The 18,902-nt window shown below is 34.8% G+C and carries 19 protein-coding genes; 8 read left to right on the top strand and 11 right to left on the bottom strand.

The window, feature by feature from the left end; genetic code table 11:
* Positions 1 to 16: 16 nt before the first annotated feature.
* The 6 genes from AVL50_RS13295 to AVL50_RS13270 all read right to left on the bottom strand — a co-directional run bounded on the left by AVL50_RS13295 (position 17) and on the right by AVL50_RS13270 (position 5,661).
* Positions 17 to 1,603: a polyamine aminopropyltransferase gene (locus AVL50_RS13295; protein WP_062616987.1), complete on the bottom strand. Its 1,587-nt coding sequence runs from the start codon at positions 1,601 to 1,603 to the stop codon at positions 17 to 19.
* Positions 1,604 to 1,672: 69 nt separating this feature from the next.
* The gene (locus AVL50_RS13290) at positions 1,673 to 2,455 is read right to left on the bottom strand and encodes a hypothetical protein (protein WP_062616986.1); all 783 of its coding nucleotides are present in this window, start codon (positions 2,453 to 2,455) and stop codon (positions 1,673 to 1,675) included.
* An 86-nt stretch (positions 2,456 to 2,541) separates the two neighbouring features.
* Positions 2,542 to 3,093, bottom strand: coding sequence for a DUF4178 domain-containing protein (locus AVL50_RS13285; RefSeq protein ID WP_062616985.1), 552 nt, complete (start codon positions 3,091 to 3,093; stop codon positions 2,542 to 2,544).
* Positions 3,094 to 3,198: 105 nt separating this feature from the next.
* The gene (locus AVL50_RS13280) at positions 3,199 to 4,116 is read right to left on the bottom strand and encodes a ribonuclease Z (RefSeq protein WP_062616984.1); all 918 of its coding nucleotides are present in this window, start codon (positions 4,114 to 4,116) and stop codon (positions 3,199 to 3,201) included.
* Between the two features lie 161 nt (positions 4,117 to 4,277).
* A complete protein-coding gene (locus AVL50_RS13275) occupies positions 4,278 to 4,658 on the bottom strand; it encodes an STAS domain-containing protein (protein WP_044202651.1) in 381 nt (126 codons plus the stop codon).
* Positions 4,659 to 4,725: 67 nt separating this feature from the next.
* Positions 4,726 to 5,661: a phosphoribosylaminoimidazolesuccinocarboxamide synthase gene (locus tag AVL50_RS13270; RefSeq protein ID WP_062616983.1), complete on the bottom strand. Its 936-nt coding sequence runs from the start codon at positions 5,659 to 5,661 to the stop codon at positions 4,726 to 4,728.
* 346 nt (positions 5,662 to 6,007) lie between these two features.
* On the opposite strand from AVL50_RS13270, the gene AVL50_RS13265 reads away from it, so the two are divergent.
* Complete coding sequence (locus tag AVL50_RS13265; protein WP_062616982.1) at positions 6,008 to 6,346, top strand: hypothetical protein; 339 nt, start codon at positions 6,008 to 6,010, stop codon at positions 6,344 to 6,346.
* 30 nt (positions 6,347 to 6,376) lie between these two features.
* On the opposite strand, the gene recN is transcribed toward AVL50_RS13265, so the two are convergent.
* Positions 6,377 to 8,032, bottom strand: a complete 1,656-nt coding sequence (gene recN, locus AVL50_RS13260) for a DNA repair protein RecN (protein ID WP_062616981.1) — start codon at positions 8,030 to 8,032, stop codon at positions 6,377 to 6,379.
* A 158-nt stretch (positions 8,033 to 8,190) separates the two neighbouring features.
* Between recN and yjjX the strand changes: the two genes are divergently transcribed.
* Positions 8,191 to 8,736 carry an inosine/xanthosine triphosphatase gene (gene yjjX / locus AVL50_RS13255; protein ID WP_062616980.1) on the top strand — a complete coding sequence of 182 codons (546 nt, stop codon included), beginning with the start codon at positions 8,191 to 8,193 and terminating at the stop codon, positions 8,734 to 8,736.
* 67 nt (positions 8,737 to 8,803) lie between these two features.
* On the opposite strand, the gene AVL50_RS13250 is transcribed toward yjjX, so the two are convergent.
* The 3 genes from AVL50_RS13250 to AVL50_RS13240 form a co-directional block, all read right to left on the bottom strand.
* Positions 8,804 to 9,292: a hypothetical protein gene (locus AVL50_RS13250; protein WP_062616979.1), complete on the bottom strand. Its 489-nt coding sequence runs from the start codon at positions 9,290 to 9,292 to the stop codon at positions 8,804 to 8,806.
* A gap of 173 nt (positions 9,293 to 9,465) precedes the next feature.
* On the bottom strand, positions 9,466 to 9,885 hold the full coding sequence (locus AVL50_RS13245; protein WP_062616978.1) for a GNAT family N-acetyltransferase: 420 nt from the start codon (positions 9,883 to 9,885) through the stop codon (positions 9,466 to 9,468).
* A 314-nt stretch (positions 9,886 to 10,199) separates the two neighbouring features.
* On the bottom strand, positions 10,200 to 10,436 hold the full coding sequence (locus AVL50_RS13240) for a hypothetical protein (protein WP_062616977.1): 237 nt from the start codon (positions 10,434 to 10,436) through the stop codon (positions 10,200 to 10,202).
* Positions 10,437 to 10,636: 200 nt separating this feature from the next.
* Here AVL50_RS13240 and AVL50_RS13235 point away from each other — a divergent pair, with 200 nt between their 5' ends.
* On the top strand, positions 10,637 to 11,086 hold the full coding sequence (locus AVL50_RS13235; protein ID WP_044202641.1) for an Rrf2 family transcriptional regulator: 450 nt from the start codon (positions 10,637 to 10,639) through the stop codon (positions 11,084 to 11,086).
* A 136-nt stretch (positions 11,087 to 11,222) separates the two neighbouring features.
* On the opposite strand, the gene AVL50_RS13230 is transcribed toward AVL50_RS13235, so the two are convergent.
* The gene (locus AVL50_RS13230) at positions 11,223 to 12,485 is read right to left on the bottom strand and encodes a M48 family metallopeptidase (protein WP_044202640.1); all 1,263 of its coding nucleotides are present in this window, start codon (positions 12,483 to 12,485) and stop codon (positions 11,223 to 11,225) included.
* A 116-nt stretch (positions 12,486 to 12,601) separates the two neighbouring features.
* Here AVL50_RS13230 and AVL50_RS13225 point away from each other — a divergent pair, with 116 nt between their 5' ends.
* The 5 genes from AVL50_RS13225 (at position 12,602) to AVL50_RS13205 (ending at position 18,816) form a co-directional block, all read left to right on the top strand.
* Positions 12,602 to 13,309 (top strand): LytTR family DNA-binding domain-containing protein, encoded by a 708-nt coding sequence (locus tag AVL50_RS13225; protein ID WP_062616976.1) that lies wholly within the window; start codon positions 12,602 to 12,604, stop codon positions 13,307 to 13,309.
* Positions 13,310 to 13,345: 36 nt separating this feature from the next.
* The gene (locus tag AVL50_RS13220; RefSeq protein ID WP_062616975.1) at positions 13,346 to 14,686 is read left to right on the top strand and encodes a UvrD-helicase domain-containing protein; all 1,341 of its coding nucleotides are present in this window, start codon (positions 13,346 to 13,348) and stop codon (positions 14,684 to 14,686) included.
* Positions 14,634 to 16,700, top strand: a complete 2,067-nt coding sequence (locus tag AVL50_RS13215; RefSeq protein WP_062616974.1) for an exodeoxyribonuclease V subunit beta — start codon at positions 14,634 to 14,636, stop codon at positions 16,698 to 16,700. The genes AVL50_RS13220 and AVL50_RS13215 overlap by 53 nt, the downstream gene beginning before the upstream one ends.
* A gap of 5 nt (positions 16,701 to 16,705) precedes the next feature.
* Positions 16,706 to 17,260 (top strand): hypothetical protein, encoded by a 555-nt coding sequence (locus tag AVL50_RS13210; RefSeq protein WP_062616973.1) that lies wholly within the window; start codon positions 16,706 to 16,708, stop codon positions 17,258 to 17,260.
* A gap of 149 nt (positions 17,261 to 17,409) precedes the next feature.
* Complete coding sequence (locus AVL50_RS13205; protein ID WP_063850700.1) at positions 17,410 to 18,816, top strand: LptF/LptG family permease; 1,407 nt, start codon at positions 17,410 to 17,412, stop codon at positions 18,814 to 18,816.
* Positions 18,817 to 18,902 lie beyond the last annotated feature (86 nt).

The raw sequence follows: 18,902 nt of genomic DNA, 5'->3' as shown, positions 1-18,902 counted from the left end.
TAGACCTTCTTAAATCTTAAAATAAATCCCAATTTCCTTTACCATAATAAGTAGGGAGAACTGGATTATGGACAGTATTGACTTCCACTTTTGAGCTGTCAAATTCAATAAGCCCTTTACCAAAAGAGGTAATACTGTTAAGTGATTCATTGTTGATCCATCGAGTAGGAATATTTTCAATATTTAAACCTCTGATTTTTTGTTTCATCTCATCTGGACTTAAGGTTTTGGTTCCCATCACCCATCCCCATTCACCAAGTGTAAGTACCTGATTTCTCATAGGAATAGTATTGAACCCAGCTTCTTGCATTGTTTTTTCAATACAGTAAAAAGCTCTCGTAGCGTAATATGGACTTCCAGCTTGAGTGACAATCACACCATTTGGTCTTAAGTGGTGCCAGCACATTCTAAATGTTTCCATTGATTGAAGCCTTCCTAATTCAATAGACTTGGGATCCGGAAAGTCCATCAAGATCACATCAAAAAATTCTTCTGTCTTTTCTAGATAGGTAAAAGCATCTCCATTAATCACTTCAACTTTTGGGTTGTTGAGTGAATTGTCATTTAATTCTACAAAAATAGGATGTTCTTGACCTAACCTTGTCATTCCAGGATCTAAATCCACTAAAGTGATTTTTTCAATAGATGGATATTTAAGAGCTTCTCTTGCCAAACAACCATCTCCTCCACCAAGAATCAATACTTTTTGAGGACGGCCATTTAATGATAATGCAGGAATGGCCATTGGTTCATGATAAAGCCATTCATCAAAAGTACTTAGCTGTAAATGCCCATTGATGTATAACCAATAATCATTTTTCCATTTGGTAACCACTAGTCGCTGATAAGATGTTTGCTCCTGGAATACAACTTTATCTTTATACAAATGCTGTTCTCCATAATTAATAACTTCCTCAGCATTGTACATCCCGATTCCAATTACTGCAAAAAGTGAAATACTTCCTATCTTCAATTGTTTTACCCATTTGGGAGAGATGATGTCATCCAATCTCCAAAGTAAAAGGATTGCAACACTTAGATTGACAAAACCCAATATAAATGGAGTATAAGTTAATCCTAAAAAAGGGAGACCAATAAATGCAAAGAATAAACCTCCAAATAAACTACCGAAGTAATCTTTCTCCATCACAGAAGAAATGTTGACTTTTAATGTCTCAAAAGAATCATTAAGACGAGTGGCTAGAGGGATTTCCAAGCCAATTAAAAATCCAATACAGATGCTGGTGAAGTAAATCAATACTCCATCAATTGGTAACGGAAAGACGTGCAGGCCTTGGTTGAAACTCACATAGGCAGAAATTCCATAAGCAATTATTGAACTGAAGGAAACTAGAAAAGAGAGAATAAATTCTACAAGAATGAATTTCTCAATCAAGTTCTTGTCCATATACTTACTGTATCGACTACCTAGTCCCATTGCAAAGAGCATAAATGAGAGTGTAAGTGTCCACTGTAAAACGGAGTTGCCAAGAAAATAAGTTGCTAAAGTAGATAAGACATATTCTGCTACAATACCTGATAAACCAGTAGCAAATAAGGCTAATTTTAAAGTGTTTGATTTAGATAAAAACGAAGTTCTCATTGTTTGTTTGAAACAAAAACCCTCAGCTGTTTGGAACTGAGGGTATTGAAAATAGTAAATAAATATTTTTTATTTTCCTCCAGAAGAAGAAGATCTTGATCTAGATGATGATCCACTGCCATATCTAGAAGATGAGCTTTTGTAGCCTGATGATCTAGAACCTGCCGCAGAACGTGCAGGTGAACGGCTTACACTGTTATTTACAGTGCTTTTGAAGCTGCTGCTAGTACTCATTCTTCTTGAGAAGCTAGGATTTGATTTTGTTACGCCTGATGAGTAAGTTCCATATCTTGGAGATCCAGAACTACCACCATAATAATTTCTTCCTGAGCTGTAATGTCTTCTATAATCGTAATAGCTAGATCTATAGATTGGGCCGTAATAACCCATTCCAAAGATGCTTCTAAACATGGCATATCGGCCGTAGAACTCCCAGAAACTAGTTCCTGTACTTGGGTTCGTTTTCCACTGACCATATTTAGAGTTACCTACATATCCAGAATAACCAGGAGGTGATACTTGCTTTGATACTTTTCCGTCTACTTTTGAAGCGATTTCCATTCCGATATCACCAGAGTGTAAGTTGAAAAATGCTTCAGAAACAGGGTACCATTCTGTTGTTTTAGTTTGCGGAACACTATCTGCTCCTAATGTGATGATTTTGTATTGGTGACGATATTCATCTGCAGTGAACATATGCTCTTCTGCATCCATATCATGAAGTAAAATAGTGAAGTTGTTTACGTCGCTCATATCGACAATAAACTGATCAACAGGTGTTTTTTTGAAGGTTTCTTGAGAAGAACAAGAAATCAAAAAAAGGAAGGATAGAAATACGAATATTCTTCTCATGTTTTTAGATGTTTGCACGTTAAGATTGTAAATGTATATAAATAATGTAACGTAATCTGAGCTTAAAAAGATGTTTAAACAATCACTTAGCTTGTAGGTAAAATATTTGAGAAGGCATCAGGAGAGTAGACTATACCTTTTGAGGCTTCAAACTCTTCGTCGCCGAATCGCTCCAATGTGATGACGTTTTTTTCTGTATCATCATAATATTCCCAGCACATATATTCTAAACTGTCGTCTCCATCTGTTGTGGTAGTATTTCTCCAATACCCAACACTTTTAGAATCTCTGTAATAGGTAATACCTTCAAATGTGATTTGCTTAGGTGGTTTGCCTTTTTGTAAAATTCCATCTTCCACGTCTTCAGGAAGTTTGCCCCACATGATTTTTCTAGAAACTGTACCAGTTATATAGTCGTCATCTCCAACGCTTAAAAAAACACTGTCAGTAGCACTTTCAAGTTTGAATTCATAAGAGAAGTCATTGTCTCCCCAGTCGTATTCATACTCTTCAGTTACCTCCCAAGTTTGAAGGTCAAAATCAAGTACATATCCTTTACGTAAGTCAGTAATTCCTATATTGGTAGGGTCGTAGTGTGACTCCTCTTTCTTTTTCTTTTTGAAAAATCCGAATGGCATAATTATTTATATTTTATTTGACACTATCAAATATAATATAAAACTCATGATTAGAGAGCGTTTGAAACATAAATTTCATTAAAAAAGGGGAATATAGAGGTTGAATTAATCTGTCTCTACAATTGTGAATTTTTTACCTTCTCTTGCTAGTTCAGTATTTTCAAATTCAGTTTGCGCTTCTTCACGTAGTGCTTTCAAATCACCATAGCGTGCTGAGAAGTGACCAATTAATAATTTCCCTACTTTAGCTTCCTTTGCAATTTGACCTGCTTGAAGAGCTGTAGTATGGAATGTATTGTTAGCTCTCTCCAAATGTCTGTGCATGAAAGTAGATTCGTGATACAGCACATCCACTCCATATACTTTAGAGATTACACTGCGACTGAATTTTGTATCAGAACAGAAAGCATAAGATCTTGATTGTCGAGGAGGGAGAGTTACATCTTTAAATTGAATAGTTTCTCCTTGGAAATCAATGTTTTCTCCTCGTTTTAAAGCCCTGAAAGCATCAAACGGAAGGCCTGATGGAAGTTTTTCAGGGATGATTCTGTACTGTTTCTTTTTCTCTCTGAATAGAAAACCTGTACAGGGTACTCTATGTGTTAACGGTATAGTCTCTACAGTGATGTGGTCATTTTCAAAAATCACATCAGGAAACATAGTGGGATTGTCATAAAGGCAAATCTTATAATTAAGCTCAGTATTAGAATGCTTGAAGCTTGCCAATAAAACTTCGTCCAGCCCTCTAGGTCCATGAATATACAGGGGCGCTGTTCTACGTTGGATATTCATCGTAGAAAGTAAACCCGGTAAACCGAAGAAATGATCACCGTGAAGGTGACTGATAAAAATATGCTCGATTTTGTGTAGGCTGATACCCATTTCTAATAATTGATGTTGAGTAGCTTCTCCACAATCAATTAGAAACTGATGATTACCTATACGTACATGTTGAGATGTCATGTGCCTGCCTTTCACAGGTACTGCAGCACTTGACCCTAGAATTGTAATTTCGAACGACAAGGGATAAGTTTGTTAGTAATAAATCAATAAGCAGTTGACCAACTTTATCCGAATATTTTTTAGAATGAATATCAAAACAAATTCTTTAACTGCCTAAAAAGCTCGAAATGCAAAAATTGCACTTCGAGCTTTATAAAAATAATACTATTTAATAATAAGGCTTAATTTTCTTCTTCGCCTTCAATATCTTTTTCGATTTCATGTAAAAAAACAGAATCAATTGCCTCTTGTACCGTTGGTAAAAGGTTAAGAACTGTTTCTAACTTAGAAATCTTAATTAATTTCATCACGTGCTCGTTCAAACCAGCAAGTACTAATCTACCGTTTACTTCTCCAGCAAGACGGTTGGCTACTAAAATAGAGCTTAATCCTGATGAATCAACGTATTTTACGCTAGATAAATCGATAATTAAATTCTCAGTACCTGATTGGAACATTGTTACAATTTCCGCTTTTAATTGAGGTGCTTTTAAAGAATCTAACTTTTCTTCTTCAGGAATTAATACCGTATATTTTTCGCTCTTATTTACAGAAAATCTCATAATTTCTTTTAATAATATCTATTTTAATAAAAAGCAATATACACACATTTATTTATAGATCGTAAAATTATCCTAATTGTGTGCTTATTGAATTAAAAATTTCTTCGTCACGGTTGTCATAGGAAGTTTTTTCAAACTTTTCACCAGTGATTTTCTCAAACAATTCAATATATCTATCAGAAACAGAATTTACAAACTCATCACTCATAATCGGCTGAACTTGTCCGTCTTTTCCTTGGAAATTGTTTTCGATCAACCATTGTCTTACGAACTCCTTTGATAACTGTTTTTGAGGCTCGCCTGCATCTTGACGCTCAGCGTATCCTTCTTTGTAAAAATACCTTGATGAATCAGGGGTGTGAACTTCATCAATCAGGTAAATTTTACCGTCATATTTTCCAAACTCATACTTTGTGTCAACTAAAATAAGTCCTTGTTCATCAGCGAACTCCGTTCCTTTTTGGAATAAAGCATAAGTATATTCTTCTAACTTTGTGTAATCGTCTTCAGAAACAATTCCTTGTGCTAAAATTTCCTCACGAGAGATGTCCTCATCGTGTCCTTCTTTTGCTTTTGTAGAAGGTGTGATGATTGGCGTAGGTAATTTGTCATTTTCCTTTAACCCTTCAGGAAGAGCCACACCGCACAGCATTCTTTTACCTGCTTTGTACTCTCTCCATGCATGACCAGCAAGGTAACCTCTGATGACCATTTCCACTTCAAAAGCGTCACACTTTTTACCGATGTGTACGTTAGGACTTGGAGCATTTTCCAGCCAGTTAGGTACAACGTCAGCCGTCAGTTTCAAGAATTTTTCTGCGATCTGATTTAAAACTTGTCCTTTGTAAGGAATTGCACGATCAAGTACAACATCAAATGCTGAAATTCGGTCGGTGGCAACGATGGCAATCTTGTTTTCGAAGAAATACACATCTCTGACTTTGCCGTGGTAAACACCTGTGGCATTTTCGAAAGAAAAATTGGTGCTTTTAATTGCGTTCATAACTTTTAAATGATGTACTTAATATTAGTATAATGTATAATTTTGCTGCAAACATACATAGGATAAATGTTTTATTGCAATTTTCTATTCATCAATTTTTGACAAGTTTTTTCTTTTCTCGTAAAACTATTGTGAAAATCAGTAGAAACGCAAAATATAATAATTGTATTTTATAATGATTTATAGAATAAATAGTGAATATCCTTGAATTTCATGCAAATATGTTCGTAATTTGAATCAGGGAAGAAATAACCTTCACCAAACTATTCAATTTACAAACTGCCACAGGTACTGCTACTGATCTTCAGGTTCCTGTATACTTACTTATATATTGATTTAAATTCTCATGTTAGACTTAAAAGAAAATATCCTTGATAAATTGGCTGGATTATATTCAGGTAAGCTGTTTAAAGTTGTGGATGACTTTAAATATGAAGTTGACGCTCAAACTTCTATAACTGTAGATGAAATGAATAATCTTCGTTTAGAGATTATTATGGATGGCTGTGAAAGTGGAGAAACGATGCCGTTAGCTACAAAAGAAGTTGGCAGTGACATGTTTGAAGTTTGCTATAATGATAGAGAAGAAAGCCTTGAAGGCAAGGTAGACCTCTTGAATAGAATGTTGAGTTTTAAAGTAGAAAGCCCTAGAAGTGGTGAAACACAATTTGTGGGTTGTATTTAAAATTCCAGCACTTTCTACTTTTTGTATCTTTTATCTCGAATAGATTAAGTCTCTAGCACTGATCATTGCACCTTCTGAAGGCTGAGCACCCCCAATCATCTGTGCAATCTCCAATACTCTTTCTTTCTCTGTTAAAGTTCTGATCTTACTGACAGTAGATTCTCCAGAGTGATCTTTATAAACATAATAATGCTGTTTGCCTAACGCTGCAATTTGTGGCAGGTGGCTAATGGTAAATACTTGATGGTTATCACTCATCTCTTCCATGATTTTACCGACTTTGATAGCAATTTCACCAGAAATACCTGTGTCGATCTCATCAAAGAAAATAGTTGGTAAAGAAGTTTTGCTGGCTAAGATATATTTAATCGCGAGCATTAATCTTGAGAATTCACCGCCTGATGCCGCATCTCTAAGAGGAAGTGGTGTTCTACCTTTATTGGCAGTAAATAAGATTTCAACTTCATCAATACCTGATGCTGATACCTCAGTTATCTTCTGATCTACAAGGATTCTACCGTTCGGCATTCCAAGGTCATTCAAAGCATTGTTTAGTTCTTCAGTCAAAGGAACAATGACTTTTTTACGAGCTTCAGAAAGTGTCTCAGAAATTTCCATTAGTGTTTCATAAGCCACTTTTTTCTCGGTTTCAGCTTCTAAAAGTGCTTCATCAAAACTTTCTACCTTATCTACTTTTGAACGGATGTCTTCTCTTTTTTCAATCAGTTCCTGAAGGTCATTTACTCTATGTTTCTGCTGTAAACCATAAACTTGATCTAAGATTTCCTTGATTTGGAAAATACGTTCTTGATCGAAAAGTAAATCGTTTTCTTCTCCCTCAATCTCACTGATGATGTCTCTCAATTCAATATGACAACTGTCTAAACGATCTCTTAGATTAGATAATTTGTCAGAAAAAGAAGACAAACTAGACATCTCTGTGATGGAAGTATAGATGCTTGCATCCGCAGAAAAATCAGATCTACTTAATGACTCTAACACAGTGTTCAAGGCAATCTTGATGTTCTCAGCATTTTCAAGTCGCTCCAGTTCTTTCTCTAATTCTTCTTGATTGATATCATCCAAATTTGCCTCATCAAGCTCATTCAATTGGAATTGATTGAACTCAAATTCTTCTTTCACTTGATGGTATTCATCTAAGAGGTGCTGATACGCTTGAGCTGTTTTTTTATATTCTTTATAAGCAACAAAGACATGTTCAACTTTGCCTTCTAGTTTGCCATAAGAATCCACCAAGTTCAATTGGTAGATGTTTGAACCTAATTGTAATGTGTCATGTTGAGAGTGGATGTCCATCAATCTTTCACTGATTTTACGCATCACTTCCAAGCGTACAGGCGTATCGTTAATGAATGCTCTTGATTTTCCGCTAGGAGTAATTTCGCGTCTTAATAGAGAAACCTCTTCATAATCTAGTTCAAGGTCCTCGAAAACATCATGTAATTTGTAAGAAGAAACATCAAAAGTACCTTCAATCACACATTTTGTGGTTTGATCAAATAATGCTTTCGTATCCGCTCTTCCTCCCTTTAGTAAACCCAATGCACCTAGCATAATGGATTTACCAGCACCTGTTTCACCGGTAATAATATTTAAACCTTTGTCAGGAGTAATTTCTGTATGTTCTATTAAGGCGTAATTTTTAATCAGTAGATTTTTTAACATGACTTTATGATTTTATGGTCATCTATAAGTACTAAAATAAAAATACCCGATTACATTTGTCTTAGTACTTACCTTTACTACGTTTGTACTGCAATAGTAATCAAAAATGATTAGTATATCTATATTACTTTGCCAAATTTACAAGAAATGTTTAAAAAATGAATAAAAAAGTAGTAGTTGCGTCAAAGAATCCTGTGAAAATTAATGCTGCGTTATTAGGAATGCAGAAAATTTTACCAAATGTTCAATTTGATGTCATGGGATGTGATGTGCCTTCAGGTGTGTCAGAACAGCCTATGACAAGTCAGGAAACGTGGCAAGGTGCTTTGAATAGAGCCAATAATGCGAAACAAAATGAACCCAAAGCTGATTATTGGGTGGGTATGGAAGGTGGAATCGACAAAGATGATGCTGGAAAGATGATTGCTTTTGCATGGATGTGTGTGCTGGATAAAGATGGAAATATGGGGAAAGGACAGACAGGTATGTTTTACCTTCCACCTAAAGTGCAAAAGTTAGTAGAAGAAGGAGTAGAACTAGGTCATGCCAATGATCAGGTTTTTAATGAAGTTGGTTCGAAACAAAAAGGAGGAGCTGTAGGATCTCTTACTTTTGGTGCTTTAGGACGAACTGAATATTATGTACAAGCGATGGTTTTAGCAATGATACCTTTGGCTAATCCAAAGCTGTATTTGTTGGATTAAGTATTTGAGAGTTCGTTACACTTACAAAATAGATAAGTTTAACGAACTCTTTTTAGTTTGCCGACTCTTACCTTAAATGTTTAGGCGCTCTTTTTACAGCAAAAATATTTTTCCGGATTGGGTTAGTATGAAGAATGCCAACAGAGCAAGCAACACTGCCTAAAATTGCAATGCTCGCAACAGCAGGTGAGCCAACAGCACCACCAAGAAAAGCACCTCCAACACATGCCCATGTCGCTATTCTCCATCCTTTTATACGCTCTCCATAATCATAGGTATAGTCTAACGCATCTGGTTTTGAAACTTCAGTCTGTGTTGCTATTAGCTGATTATAATCAATGTGATCAAATAGATATTGATTCGCAGCATCAATACTATTGCCTGTTTTAGTGTTTACTAGATCTATCTTCCCATCTTCCCAAACTTTTGTTACTTCATAAATTTGCCGGCTTTTGATATTAATTACTTGTTCTCCAACTGAGAAATGATGTTGTTGAGCATTAGAATATGTTCCGAATGAAATCATTGTAACAATTGTAAAAATTAGGTTTTTCATTTTTCTGTAAATATCTATTTAATTATAAAATCATCACATTTTGTTAATGTGTCAAAGTGATGTTACTACTTATTTTGATAAGGGAGATATTGATATGAAAACCCTAAAATATAAACTGAGTTAAAGGGTTAAGTTTAACTAGTCTACTGACGTACTAAAACTGACTTATTTGACTATAACCTCTTCTGCATGTAATTTCTAGCGATGTTTTCTGGGTAAACATCTGCTTTTCCTATATACTCGTACCCTCTTTTTTCATAAAATGGTTGAGCTTGAAAACTCATTGTATCTAAAACTATTCCCAAGCACCCTCTCTTTTTGGCTTCTTCCTCTGCTGAATTCATGAGTTGAGTACCTAGATTTTTTCCTCTTTCGTGAGGTGATACCCACAGATGATCTATATGTAAAACTTTCCAGTAGGATTTAGCTGTGAGTCCTGCTATCAATTCATCATTGTCATCTTTAATGTAAATTGATAATGGCTGTACGTCCTCAAACCTTGAAGTAATATACTGATTACTATATTCTCTCAATCCATCAAAAATTTTATGGTCTAACACTTCAGAAGGATTATTTGTAATGGTCTTTTTCATTCTATCAAATGTTTTGTTCTTAACTATACGGCGGAAAATAGCTCTAAATTCCCTATCGGAATGGATATATAATTTTGTTAGTAGGCTTTAATACATCAAGAATAAATGTACTATAAAATGAAAGGGTTAATAACATAGAGGACATGTTATTAACCCTTTTTCAATTGTTAAAGAGAGTGATAAGTCATTAAACTCATCAAAAAGATCTTCTAATTAACAAATTGCTCCTTTAAAAAACAAGTATTAATTGTATTATTTACGCAATTAATAATATAATATTAATAATGTGTAATTCAATATTTCTTAAGTGCCTTTTATTTGACTGCATTTTCAATTTTGAACTTTGCTTTTTTGCCAGCTTTCTCTAAACCAGACGGTTCAAACTGTGTGTAGGCCAAGTAACCAATGATGCAAATCGCAGCAATAGCAATTAGTTTGATGGCTGTTTTTGCAATTCTCCATACAATTAAAGCAATAGCGATAACTACGATTAGTAGTGTATATTTTTGTTCCTCTGATAATACAGCGAAAAATTCTTGAAACTGATCCATAAAAAATGAACTTTTAAAAAATGTGACCTAATAGTTTTCAATGATAGTTATTTTTTCTCAATCAAATCAATATAAATAAAAGAAATATTACACACTATACTTAAAATGTTGTATTTATCTGTTAACTTAAATAGATAAGTAAGAGAACTTATGTAAATTGCAGTAAACTATATATAACCGGTATAAACTATAGGATTAGTATGTTATCCAAAAAGACAAAATATGCACTCAAAGCGTTACGCTTTTTGGCTTCAAAATATGGTGAGGGGCCTGTTTTGATCAGCGAAATTGCTGAGACAGAACATATCTCTCAGAAATTCTTGGAAAGTATATTGTTGGAGTTAAGAAAGGGGAGAGTTCTGAGTAGTAAAAAAGGAAAAGGTGGAGGATATTATTTGATTAAAGATCCAAACGAAGTGACACTTTGTGATATTCACCGAATGATCGAAGGACCTATTGCACCTTTGCCTTGCGTAAGCTTAAATTACTACGAACCTTGCGACGATTGCGATGACGAAGTGAGTTGTACATTGAAAAAAGTAATGTGCGACGTGAGAGATGCTCAATTAGATATTTTGAAACAGAAATCATTGATAGACCTGATACCAGAAGGGGTTGAAGCTCCAAAGTCAGATTTGATTGATGAATAAATAAGAATTAATTATAATCTTTTTTTGATTTACTACTTACAAGAAGCCATTAATGAAAGTTAGTGGCTTTTTCATGTACAAAAAAGCTACTCCATCATTTGATAGAGTAGCTTTTTTATTGGTAAAAACTATGGGATTATTCTTCCATTGCTTCCATTCTTTGTAATAATGGAGGGTGAGAATAATGCATCTTCACATAATTAGGATCAGGAGTTAAGTTACTCAATGAATCCACTGATAATTTCTTTAAGGCATCAATTAAAGCTTCGCTTGATGAAGTGTCTTTTGCATAAGCATCGGCTTCAAACTCATTCTTTCTTGAGAATGCATTCACTACTAAACCAGTAATCATTGAGATAGGGCTATAAAGCATTGAGAATGCAACTAAGTTCAATGGTGATAAGATTTGACGTTTCGTATTGAAAATGGCTTGCATTTTACTTGCTCCCATTGCCTCCGCTAATTCACTTGAGTTGATAAATAAGCTCAAAATGAATAATGTAATAAACATGTTTACAGCTGAAATTAAGAACATCTGTAACGTATGTTTTCTCTTATAATGACCTACCTCGTGTGCCAAAACAGCTACGATCTCGGCAGTTGATAATTTTTCAATTAATGTATCGTATAATACAATGTTCTTATTTCCTCCTAAACCGCTAAAAAATGCATTTGCTTTTGTCGATCTTTTAGAGCCGTCCATTACCATTATTCTACCTAATGGGAAGTCAACGCCTTCAGCATATTTTTCAATGGCTGTTCTTAATTCTCCATCTTCCAAAGGAGTAATTTTATTGAACATTGGTAAGATCAAGTTGGCATAGAACATTGTTGCTCCTAAAGCAAACAACATAAATACTACCCAAGCAATGATCCAATATGTATCAGGGAAATTAGAATAGAAAGCAACAAAGCCCCATAATAATAAACCACCGATCAAACCACCTAATGCATATCCTTTTACTTTGTCAAGGATATACGTTTTGGGTGTCATTTTATTAAAACCATACTTTTCTTCAATCTTAAAAGTATTGTGTAATTCAAAAGGAATTCCAATAAGGTCTGAAATCAATGAAATGATAGCAAAAAAGGCTAATACCTGCGTTACATTAGAATCAAAAGTATCTCTTGTAAACTTGTCAATCCACGCATATCCACCTCCAACAAGCAGAATTACTGTCAATAAATAACTGGCTGTACTGCTGTAAAAACCAAGTTTATCTTTTTCAACTTGATAGTCCTGCGATTTCTTATACTCATCACTGTCATATAAACCAGAAAGTTTGGCTGGCAACGTGGCACTCATGGCTTTTATATTCAGAGAACTTAAAACTCTTTCGAGAATAAATTCAGCCGTTAGAATACCTACGATTATATATAAAATTGTTTCTCCGTTCATGATTGTGTTAAAAAAATTCTTACAAATCTAATAATTCATGGGAAAGGATAGTAGTATTTGCAACGAAAATATAGAACTTGTAACGCAACTAGGAGTATTAAATTAATTGACAAAAAATGCAAAGGAGATATAATTGTTTAATTGTAGACGATGAACAACTCGCAAGAACCTTATTATCAGCCTATATTGAAAAAATCCCCCATTTAGAAGTCATAGGTAGTTGTAAATCCCCTTTGGAAGCCATGAATTATTTAAGAGAAGGCAATGTAGATATCCTTTTTCTTGATATACAAATGCCTGAATTAAACGGTGTCGATTTTTTAAAAACGATTGCTCAACAACCTGCCGTGATCTTCACAACCGCTTATGCCGAATATGCTGTCACTTCTTATGAATTAGATGCAGTGGATTATTTGCTTAAGCCGTTTGGATTTGATCGTTTTGTAAAGGCAGTCAATAAAGCCATAGAAAAAGTGGAGGCTAAAAATACTCCTTCAGATAAAAAAGAAGCGGAAGAGGTACTTTATATAAAAGGGGACCAGAAAATATATAAAGTGGAGCCTTCGAGCATATTATATATTGAAGGGTTAAAGGAATATGTCTCTTATTTTATAGAAAACCAACAGCGAATTATTTCTCTTCATTCACTGACTAAACTTGAAAAAGAGTTAGCACAATATAATTTTATGAGAGTGCATCGCTCGTACATTGTCAACCTAAATCATGTGACCGCTTTTGAGCGACATGCACTTTGGATTGATAAAGAGGAAATTCCAATTGGAAAAACGTATAGAGATACTGTTAAAGAAAAACTCAACTGGTAAACTAAGCCTTCTAATAACTTTCAAAACCTAGAATTAATGTTCAAAATATATAGATCTTCAGCGGGAGCTGGAAAAACTTTTACGCTGGCAAAAGAATACATCAAAATTGTTCTTCAGATTCAACTTTTTGATGAAGAGTTCAATCCCAATTACTATCAGCATGTTTTGGCCGTGACTTTTACCAACTTGGCCACTTCAGAGATGAAGGATAGGATTCTAGAGCAATTAAAAACGTTTTCTCAAAAGCCCGATCCAAGTACGGAAGGGATGTTGGATACCATTGTGAAAGATTATAAAGGAATGGATGAAAACATAGTGCTGAATAGGATCTATAGCCGTTCGAAGATTGTTCATCAAAGGATTCTTCATGGTTATTCTAACTTTTCGGTAAGTACAATTGATGCGTTTAGTCAGAAAATTGCCCAAGCCTTTAAGAGAGATCTTAATTTTCCTTTCAATTATGAACTGGTTTTGAATGGCGATGAATTGATCGAAGATGCCACTTATATTTTGATGGATAAACTAGGTCAGCAAGAACATGAGAAACTGACGGAAGCTTTAGAAGTATTTTCGATCAAGAAAGCAGAAGAGGGAACAAGTTGGAATATTTTGCCTCAAATCAAACAGTTTGGTAGAGTATTGTTTGATGAGGATCAACGGAAGATTATTGAGAAACTAGGAGTCAACCCGACCACCAACAATAAAATGAGTATTGAGGATTATACTCAATTGGCAAAGAAACTTCGAAAGGTAATTTATGAAGATCTTCAGCAGGAAAAAGATATAAAACTAGAAGATTTCAAAGAAGAGATGTCTGCGGTGGGAGTGCCTTTGGAAAGTCTAGCTAGGTTTGTGGCGAGTTACGCAGGGAAGTTTGAAGGTAAAATTGGAGATAATGATGTGACACCCAATACCACTGCTCAGAAAGTTTTTGACGGAACAGATGGGAGTGTATTGACAACGAAGGCCAATTACAAGAAAAGTCCAGCTCAGTTTGATCTTGCTTTGCCTATTTATCAAAATAGAATACAAGACCTATTGGCTTTAGTACAAAAGGCAACGTTGATCAAAAATGTGTATGATAAAATCTATTTGATCATTACAGCTGAAGTGCTTAAAGAAGAAATGGGAGCACTGAAAGAAGAGCAAGGCGTGGTCCACATTTCTGAGATTGGAGAGAATATCAATAAGATTGTAGAAAGCTCGCCGGTACCTTATTTATATGAGCGTTTGGGTGAGCGATACAGACATATTCTGATTGATGAATTTCAGGATACTTCCAAGACGCAGTGGCATAACTTAATTCCATTGGTAGCTCATGTCGATGTATCAGGGAGAATGTTTGGTAGTAGGAGATGCGAAACAGTCCATTTATAGATGGAGGGGTGGAAAGCCGGAAATGTTAGTGGCATTACCATCACTGCCTACAGCCAAAGGAACCGCTTTGGAAGAGGAAGAATATACACTTTCTGCAAGTGCTGACCCTCAGAACTTGGATACCAATTGGAGAAGTTATGAGAATGTGATTGACTTCAATAACTCTTTGTACAAGCATATTGATGAAGCTTACAAGAATGAATTATTGTCTAAGTTTTATCAAGATGTTTACCAGAAAAGCAATAAAAATAAAGGTGGTCAGGTAAGGGTCTCTGTTTGTCAAAAAGTAGGTGCGAAAGATACTGTTTTAGAGCCTAACTTGGAGAAAATTGTCAATACCATCACTACGTTGGTGTCTGAGAATAAATTTCAATTGAAAGACATCGCCATTTTAGTGAGATTTAATAAAGACGGCTCTCAGATCGCTGAAAAATTGGTAAAAGAAGGTTTGGAGGTGATTTCAAGTGAATCCTTATTGGTGAACAGTGCACCAAGTGTTCAGTTTTTGGTGCAAATGATCCGCCTTCTGGTGACACGAGCAGATAAAATTCTGTTTATGAATATTGCCCGCTTTTTAATGGGGCATTTTCAAGATGTCAAAAATGAAAGATGGAAGACCGTCAATGCAGAACCTCAAACGGTAAAAGGAGATGAATATATCCGATTAGGAGATAAAGTGGAGCAGTGTGAAAGCCATAAACAGTTTGAGTTGTTCCTTGAAAGTGAATTTGGAGTGCATCTCTCGATTTCAAATTTACGTCGAAAATCGCTTTATGATTTAATAGAGTTATTGATCAGAACATTCCAATTGAATCAAAGAGTAACAGAGCAATCCTATCAAGTGAAGTTCCTGGATTTTATTTTGGAGCATTCCGAAAAGAATGGCAACAGTGCTCAGGAATTTTTGCAGAAATGGGAAATGAAAAAATCTATGCTTTCGATTTCTACACCAGAAAACACCAATGCGGTTAGAATTTTATCCATTCATAAATCAAAAGGTTTGGAATTTCCAGTGGTGATTTTACCTTTCGCAGATTGGTCGACTATTCCGAAGAAAGGGGAAAGTAAATGGTTTGATTGGGAAAACAATGATATTATTCCGGAGCTTAATGCAGTTCAGCTCAGTGTTAATTCTAAATTGGAGGGAACACCCTTTGAGGAAGAATATCATGAAGAGTGTAATGATACGTACATTGATGCGATTAATATGCTCTATGTAGCAACGACCAGAGCAGAAAAGTACTTGCATATCATTTGTACAGAAGAAGCAAAAGTCAATAAGAAAGGAGAGAAATATGAAACCAAAGACACCGTTTCTGTTCCTATTTTAAATTATATCAAAAAGAACAACCCGACAGAACTTCCAACAGATGAAATTGACGATGTATTGTTCAATGAATTCCAATTCTATGAAGGTATCACTGAAGGAAAAGGAGCAGAGGAAGAAGAAATAGAAAAGCAGATTAATGATATTATTCATACCGATAATACCGATCAATTAAAACTAAAAAGCGGTACTTACGAACAAGGTGAACAAGAGGTGTCTTTCTTAGACATTCTTGAGGCGCAAGAAAGCGGTATATTAGTTCATAAGGCTTTTGAAAAGATAAAATATAAGGACGATGTGCATGATGCGGTCCGAAATTTGGAGGTAAACGGTTTTATCTCATCCACCGAAAAAGGAGACTATATCCAAAAATTATTTGACGTGGTGCATCATCCAGAATTAGAAACCTATTTTGATGAAAAATCGGGTTATGAAGTTTTAAATGAATCAGAAATAGTAACCCCTTCCCGCTTTGAAATGCAACAAGTGACGGTAGACCGTCCGGACCGTTTGTTGATAAGAGGGCAAGAAGCTGTTATTCTGGATTATAAAACGGGTTCTTATGAAAAGGATCACGAACGACAAATTCAAAGATATGGTACGGAATTACAGAAGATGGGATATACGTCCATCACACTTAAATTAGTATATACAGAAAACTTATATATCAAAAACGTAACTCTTTAATAACAATGAAAAAAGTACTGACACTAACTGGTGTATTCTTATTGTTTGCCCTTTCAACTTTTGCTCAAAAGGGACAGCAATTTCCAACAATGGAAGCTGAAACGTTGACAGACAAAGCCATTACATTACCTTCAGCCGGCAAAGGAAAGGTGACATTAATAGGTGTATCTTATTCAAAGAAATCGCAAGCCAACTTAGAAACTTGGATGCAACCAATCTACGATGTATTTATCAATCCACCAAAATCAGATCTTTTCGGTTCAGTATCTTATGATGTGAACATGTATTTTGTAGCGTTAGCAAGAGGAATTGCCAAAACTGCAGAGAAATCAATCAAAGGGTCAATGAAAAAGAAAATTGATAAAAAATTACAGCCTAATATTGCCATTGTAATGGGAGAGGTAAAACAGCATAAGAAGAAATTAGGATTAGGAGATAAAGAAGATCCATATTTCTACATTTTATCTCCCGAAGGAAAAATATTACATATTACATATGGAAAATATTCACCGAGTAAAATGTCGGCAATAGAATCTGCTGTTGATGAATATATGGATTAAACTCCCATAAATTAATTCTAAAAGGTTGTTAAAGTTTTAAAAAACTTGCTTTACATCCAAAAAGTGTATTTAAAATAAAAAGCAGTTTTTTAGATTTGCGTTACTCATGAAAAATTATTTGTGGGTATAGTAAAATCACACTATAAAGTATGAAGAAGCTAGATAAGCTATTATTAAAAGCATACATAGGTCCATTTGCGTTAACATCGTCAATTGTACTATTTATTTTTTGGTCTCAATACATGATCTCCAAGTTTGTATATTTCTTAGGAAAGGACTTAGGATATGATGTTTATATGGAATTGTTTTTCTGGTTTGCACTAGCTTTAGTACCAGTAGCCCTTCCATTAGCTGTACTACTTGCTACACTGATGACTTATGGTAGTTTAGGTCAACATTCAGAGTTAACAGCCATCAAAGGTGCAGGTATTTCTCTATTAAGAATTTTACGTCCAGTTTTTCTATTTACAGTAGTTGTAGTTTTAGTTCAATTGGTCTATAACGATACAGTGGTGCCACACGCTAACTTGAAAGCGTACAGTTTACTTTATGATATCAAACAAACTAAACCAACAATCAACCTCAAAGAAGGTGCTTTCTATGATGGTTTAGAAGGTTACAGTATCAAAGTGGCTAAAAAAGATAAAGACGGTGAAGGTATTCATGATGTAATCATCTACAAGCATGAGGGGCACAGAGGTAACAAAGAAGTAATCTTGGCCAACCATGGTAAAATGCAATTGATCAATGATGATACTTTTATGATGCTTACTTTGTTTGAAGGTAATGCTTATAGTGAAGTAGAAGATAAAAAGAGTAAGGCGGATGTTCAGTATGTACATTCTGAATTCGATTCTTCAGTATTTTATTTCAGCATGGCATCATATGCTATGAATGAGACAAAGGAAGATCTTTTCATGGGGCATAACTTAATGAAAAACCGTACTCAGTTATTAGGAGAGCAAGATTCACTCAACAAAGCTATGGTAGACTATAGCAACATGTTAGTGAAAAACGGAAATACACAATTCTACTACCGTTTTACTTCTAATAAAAAAGAACATGATGCTGAGAAAGTAACGAAGAAAAAATTTGATGCTGGAACACCAGAAAATCAATTGAGAATTTACTCTTCAGCTTACAACAGTGCGTCAAGTTTCTATAATGTATTGAAATCAAATGCTTCTAGAAATAAGAATCAGACAAGAGAAGAAGTGCGTTATACTTTAGATGTACAAAAGAAAATCTCTACTGCGATTGCAATCTTGATGATGTTCCTTATCGGAGCTCCACTAGGTGCAATTATCAAGAAAGGTGGCTTAGGCGTTCCTGTTCTTGTGTCAGTATTCTTCTTTGTAGTGTATTATATCATTACAATCACAGGTGAAAAAATGGCCAAAGAGCTAGTAATCGACCCTGTATTGGGAGCTTGGTTGTCGAACATCTTCTTATTTGTGATGGGTATGTTCTTTACTTTCCAGGCAAAGAACGATGCTAAATTATTTGATACAGATTACTACGGTGTACTATTGAAAAGTCTTTTCAAAAAGAAGTAATAGTCGCCTAGTTTAAAATACCAAAAACCCTATGTGTTTTTAGAATACATAGGGTTTTCTTTTTATATTCGTATGCTTTACGTTTT

The organism is Flammeovirga sp. SJP92 (genome assembly GCF_001583495.1).
Lineage (GTDB): Bacteria > Bacteroidota > Bacteroidia > Cytophagales > Flammeovirgaceae > Flammeovirga.
Note: the sequence above shows the minus strand (reverse complement) of the source record. Positions and strands in the feature narration are given on the sequence as shown.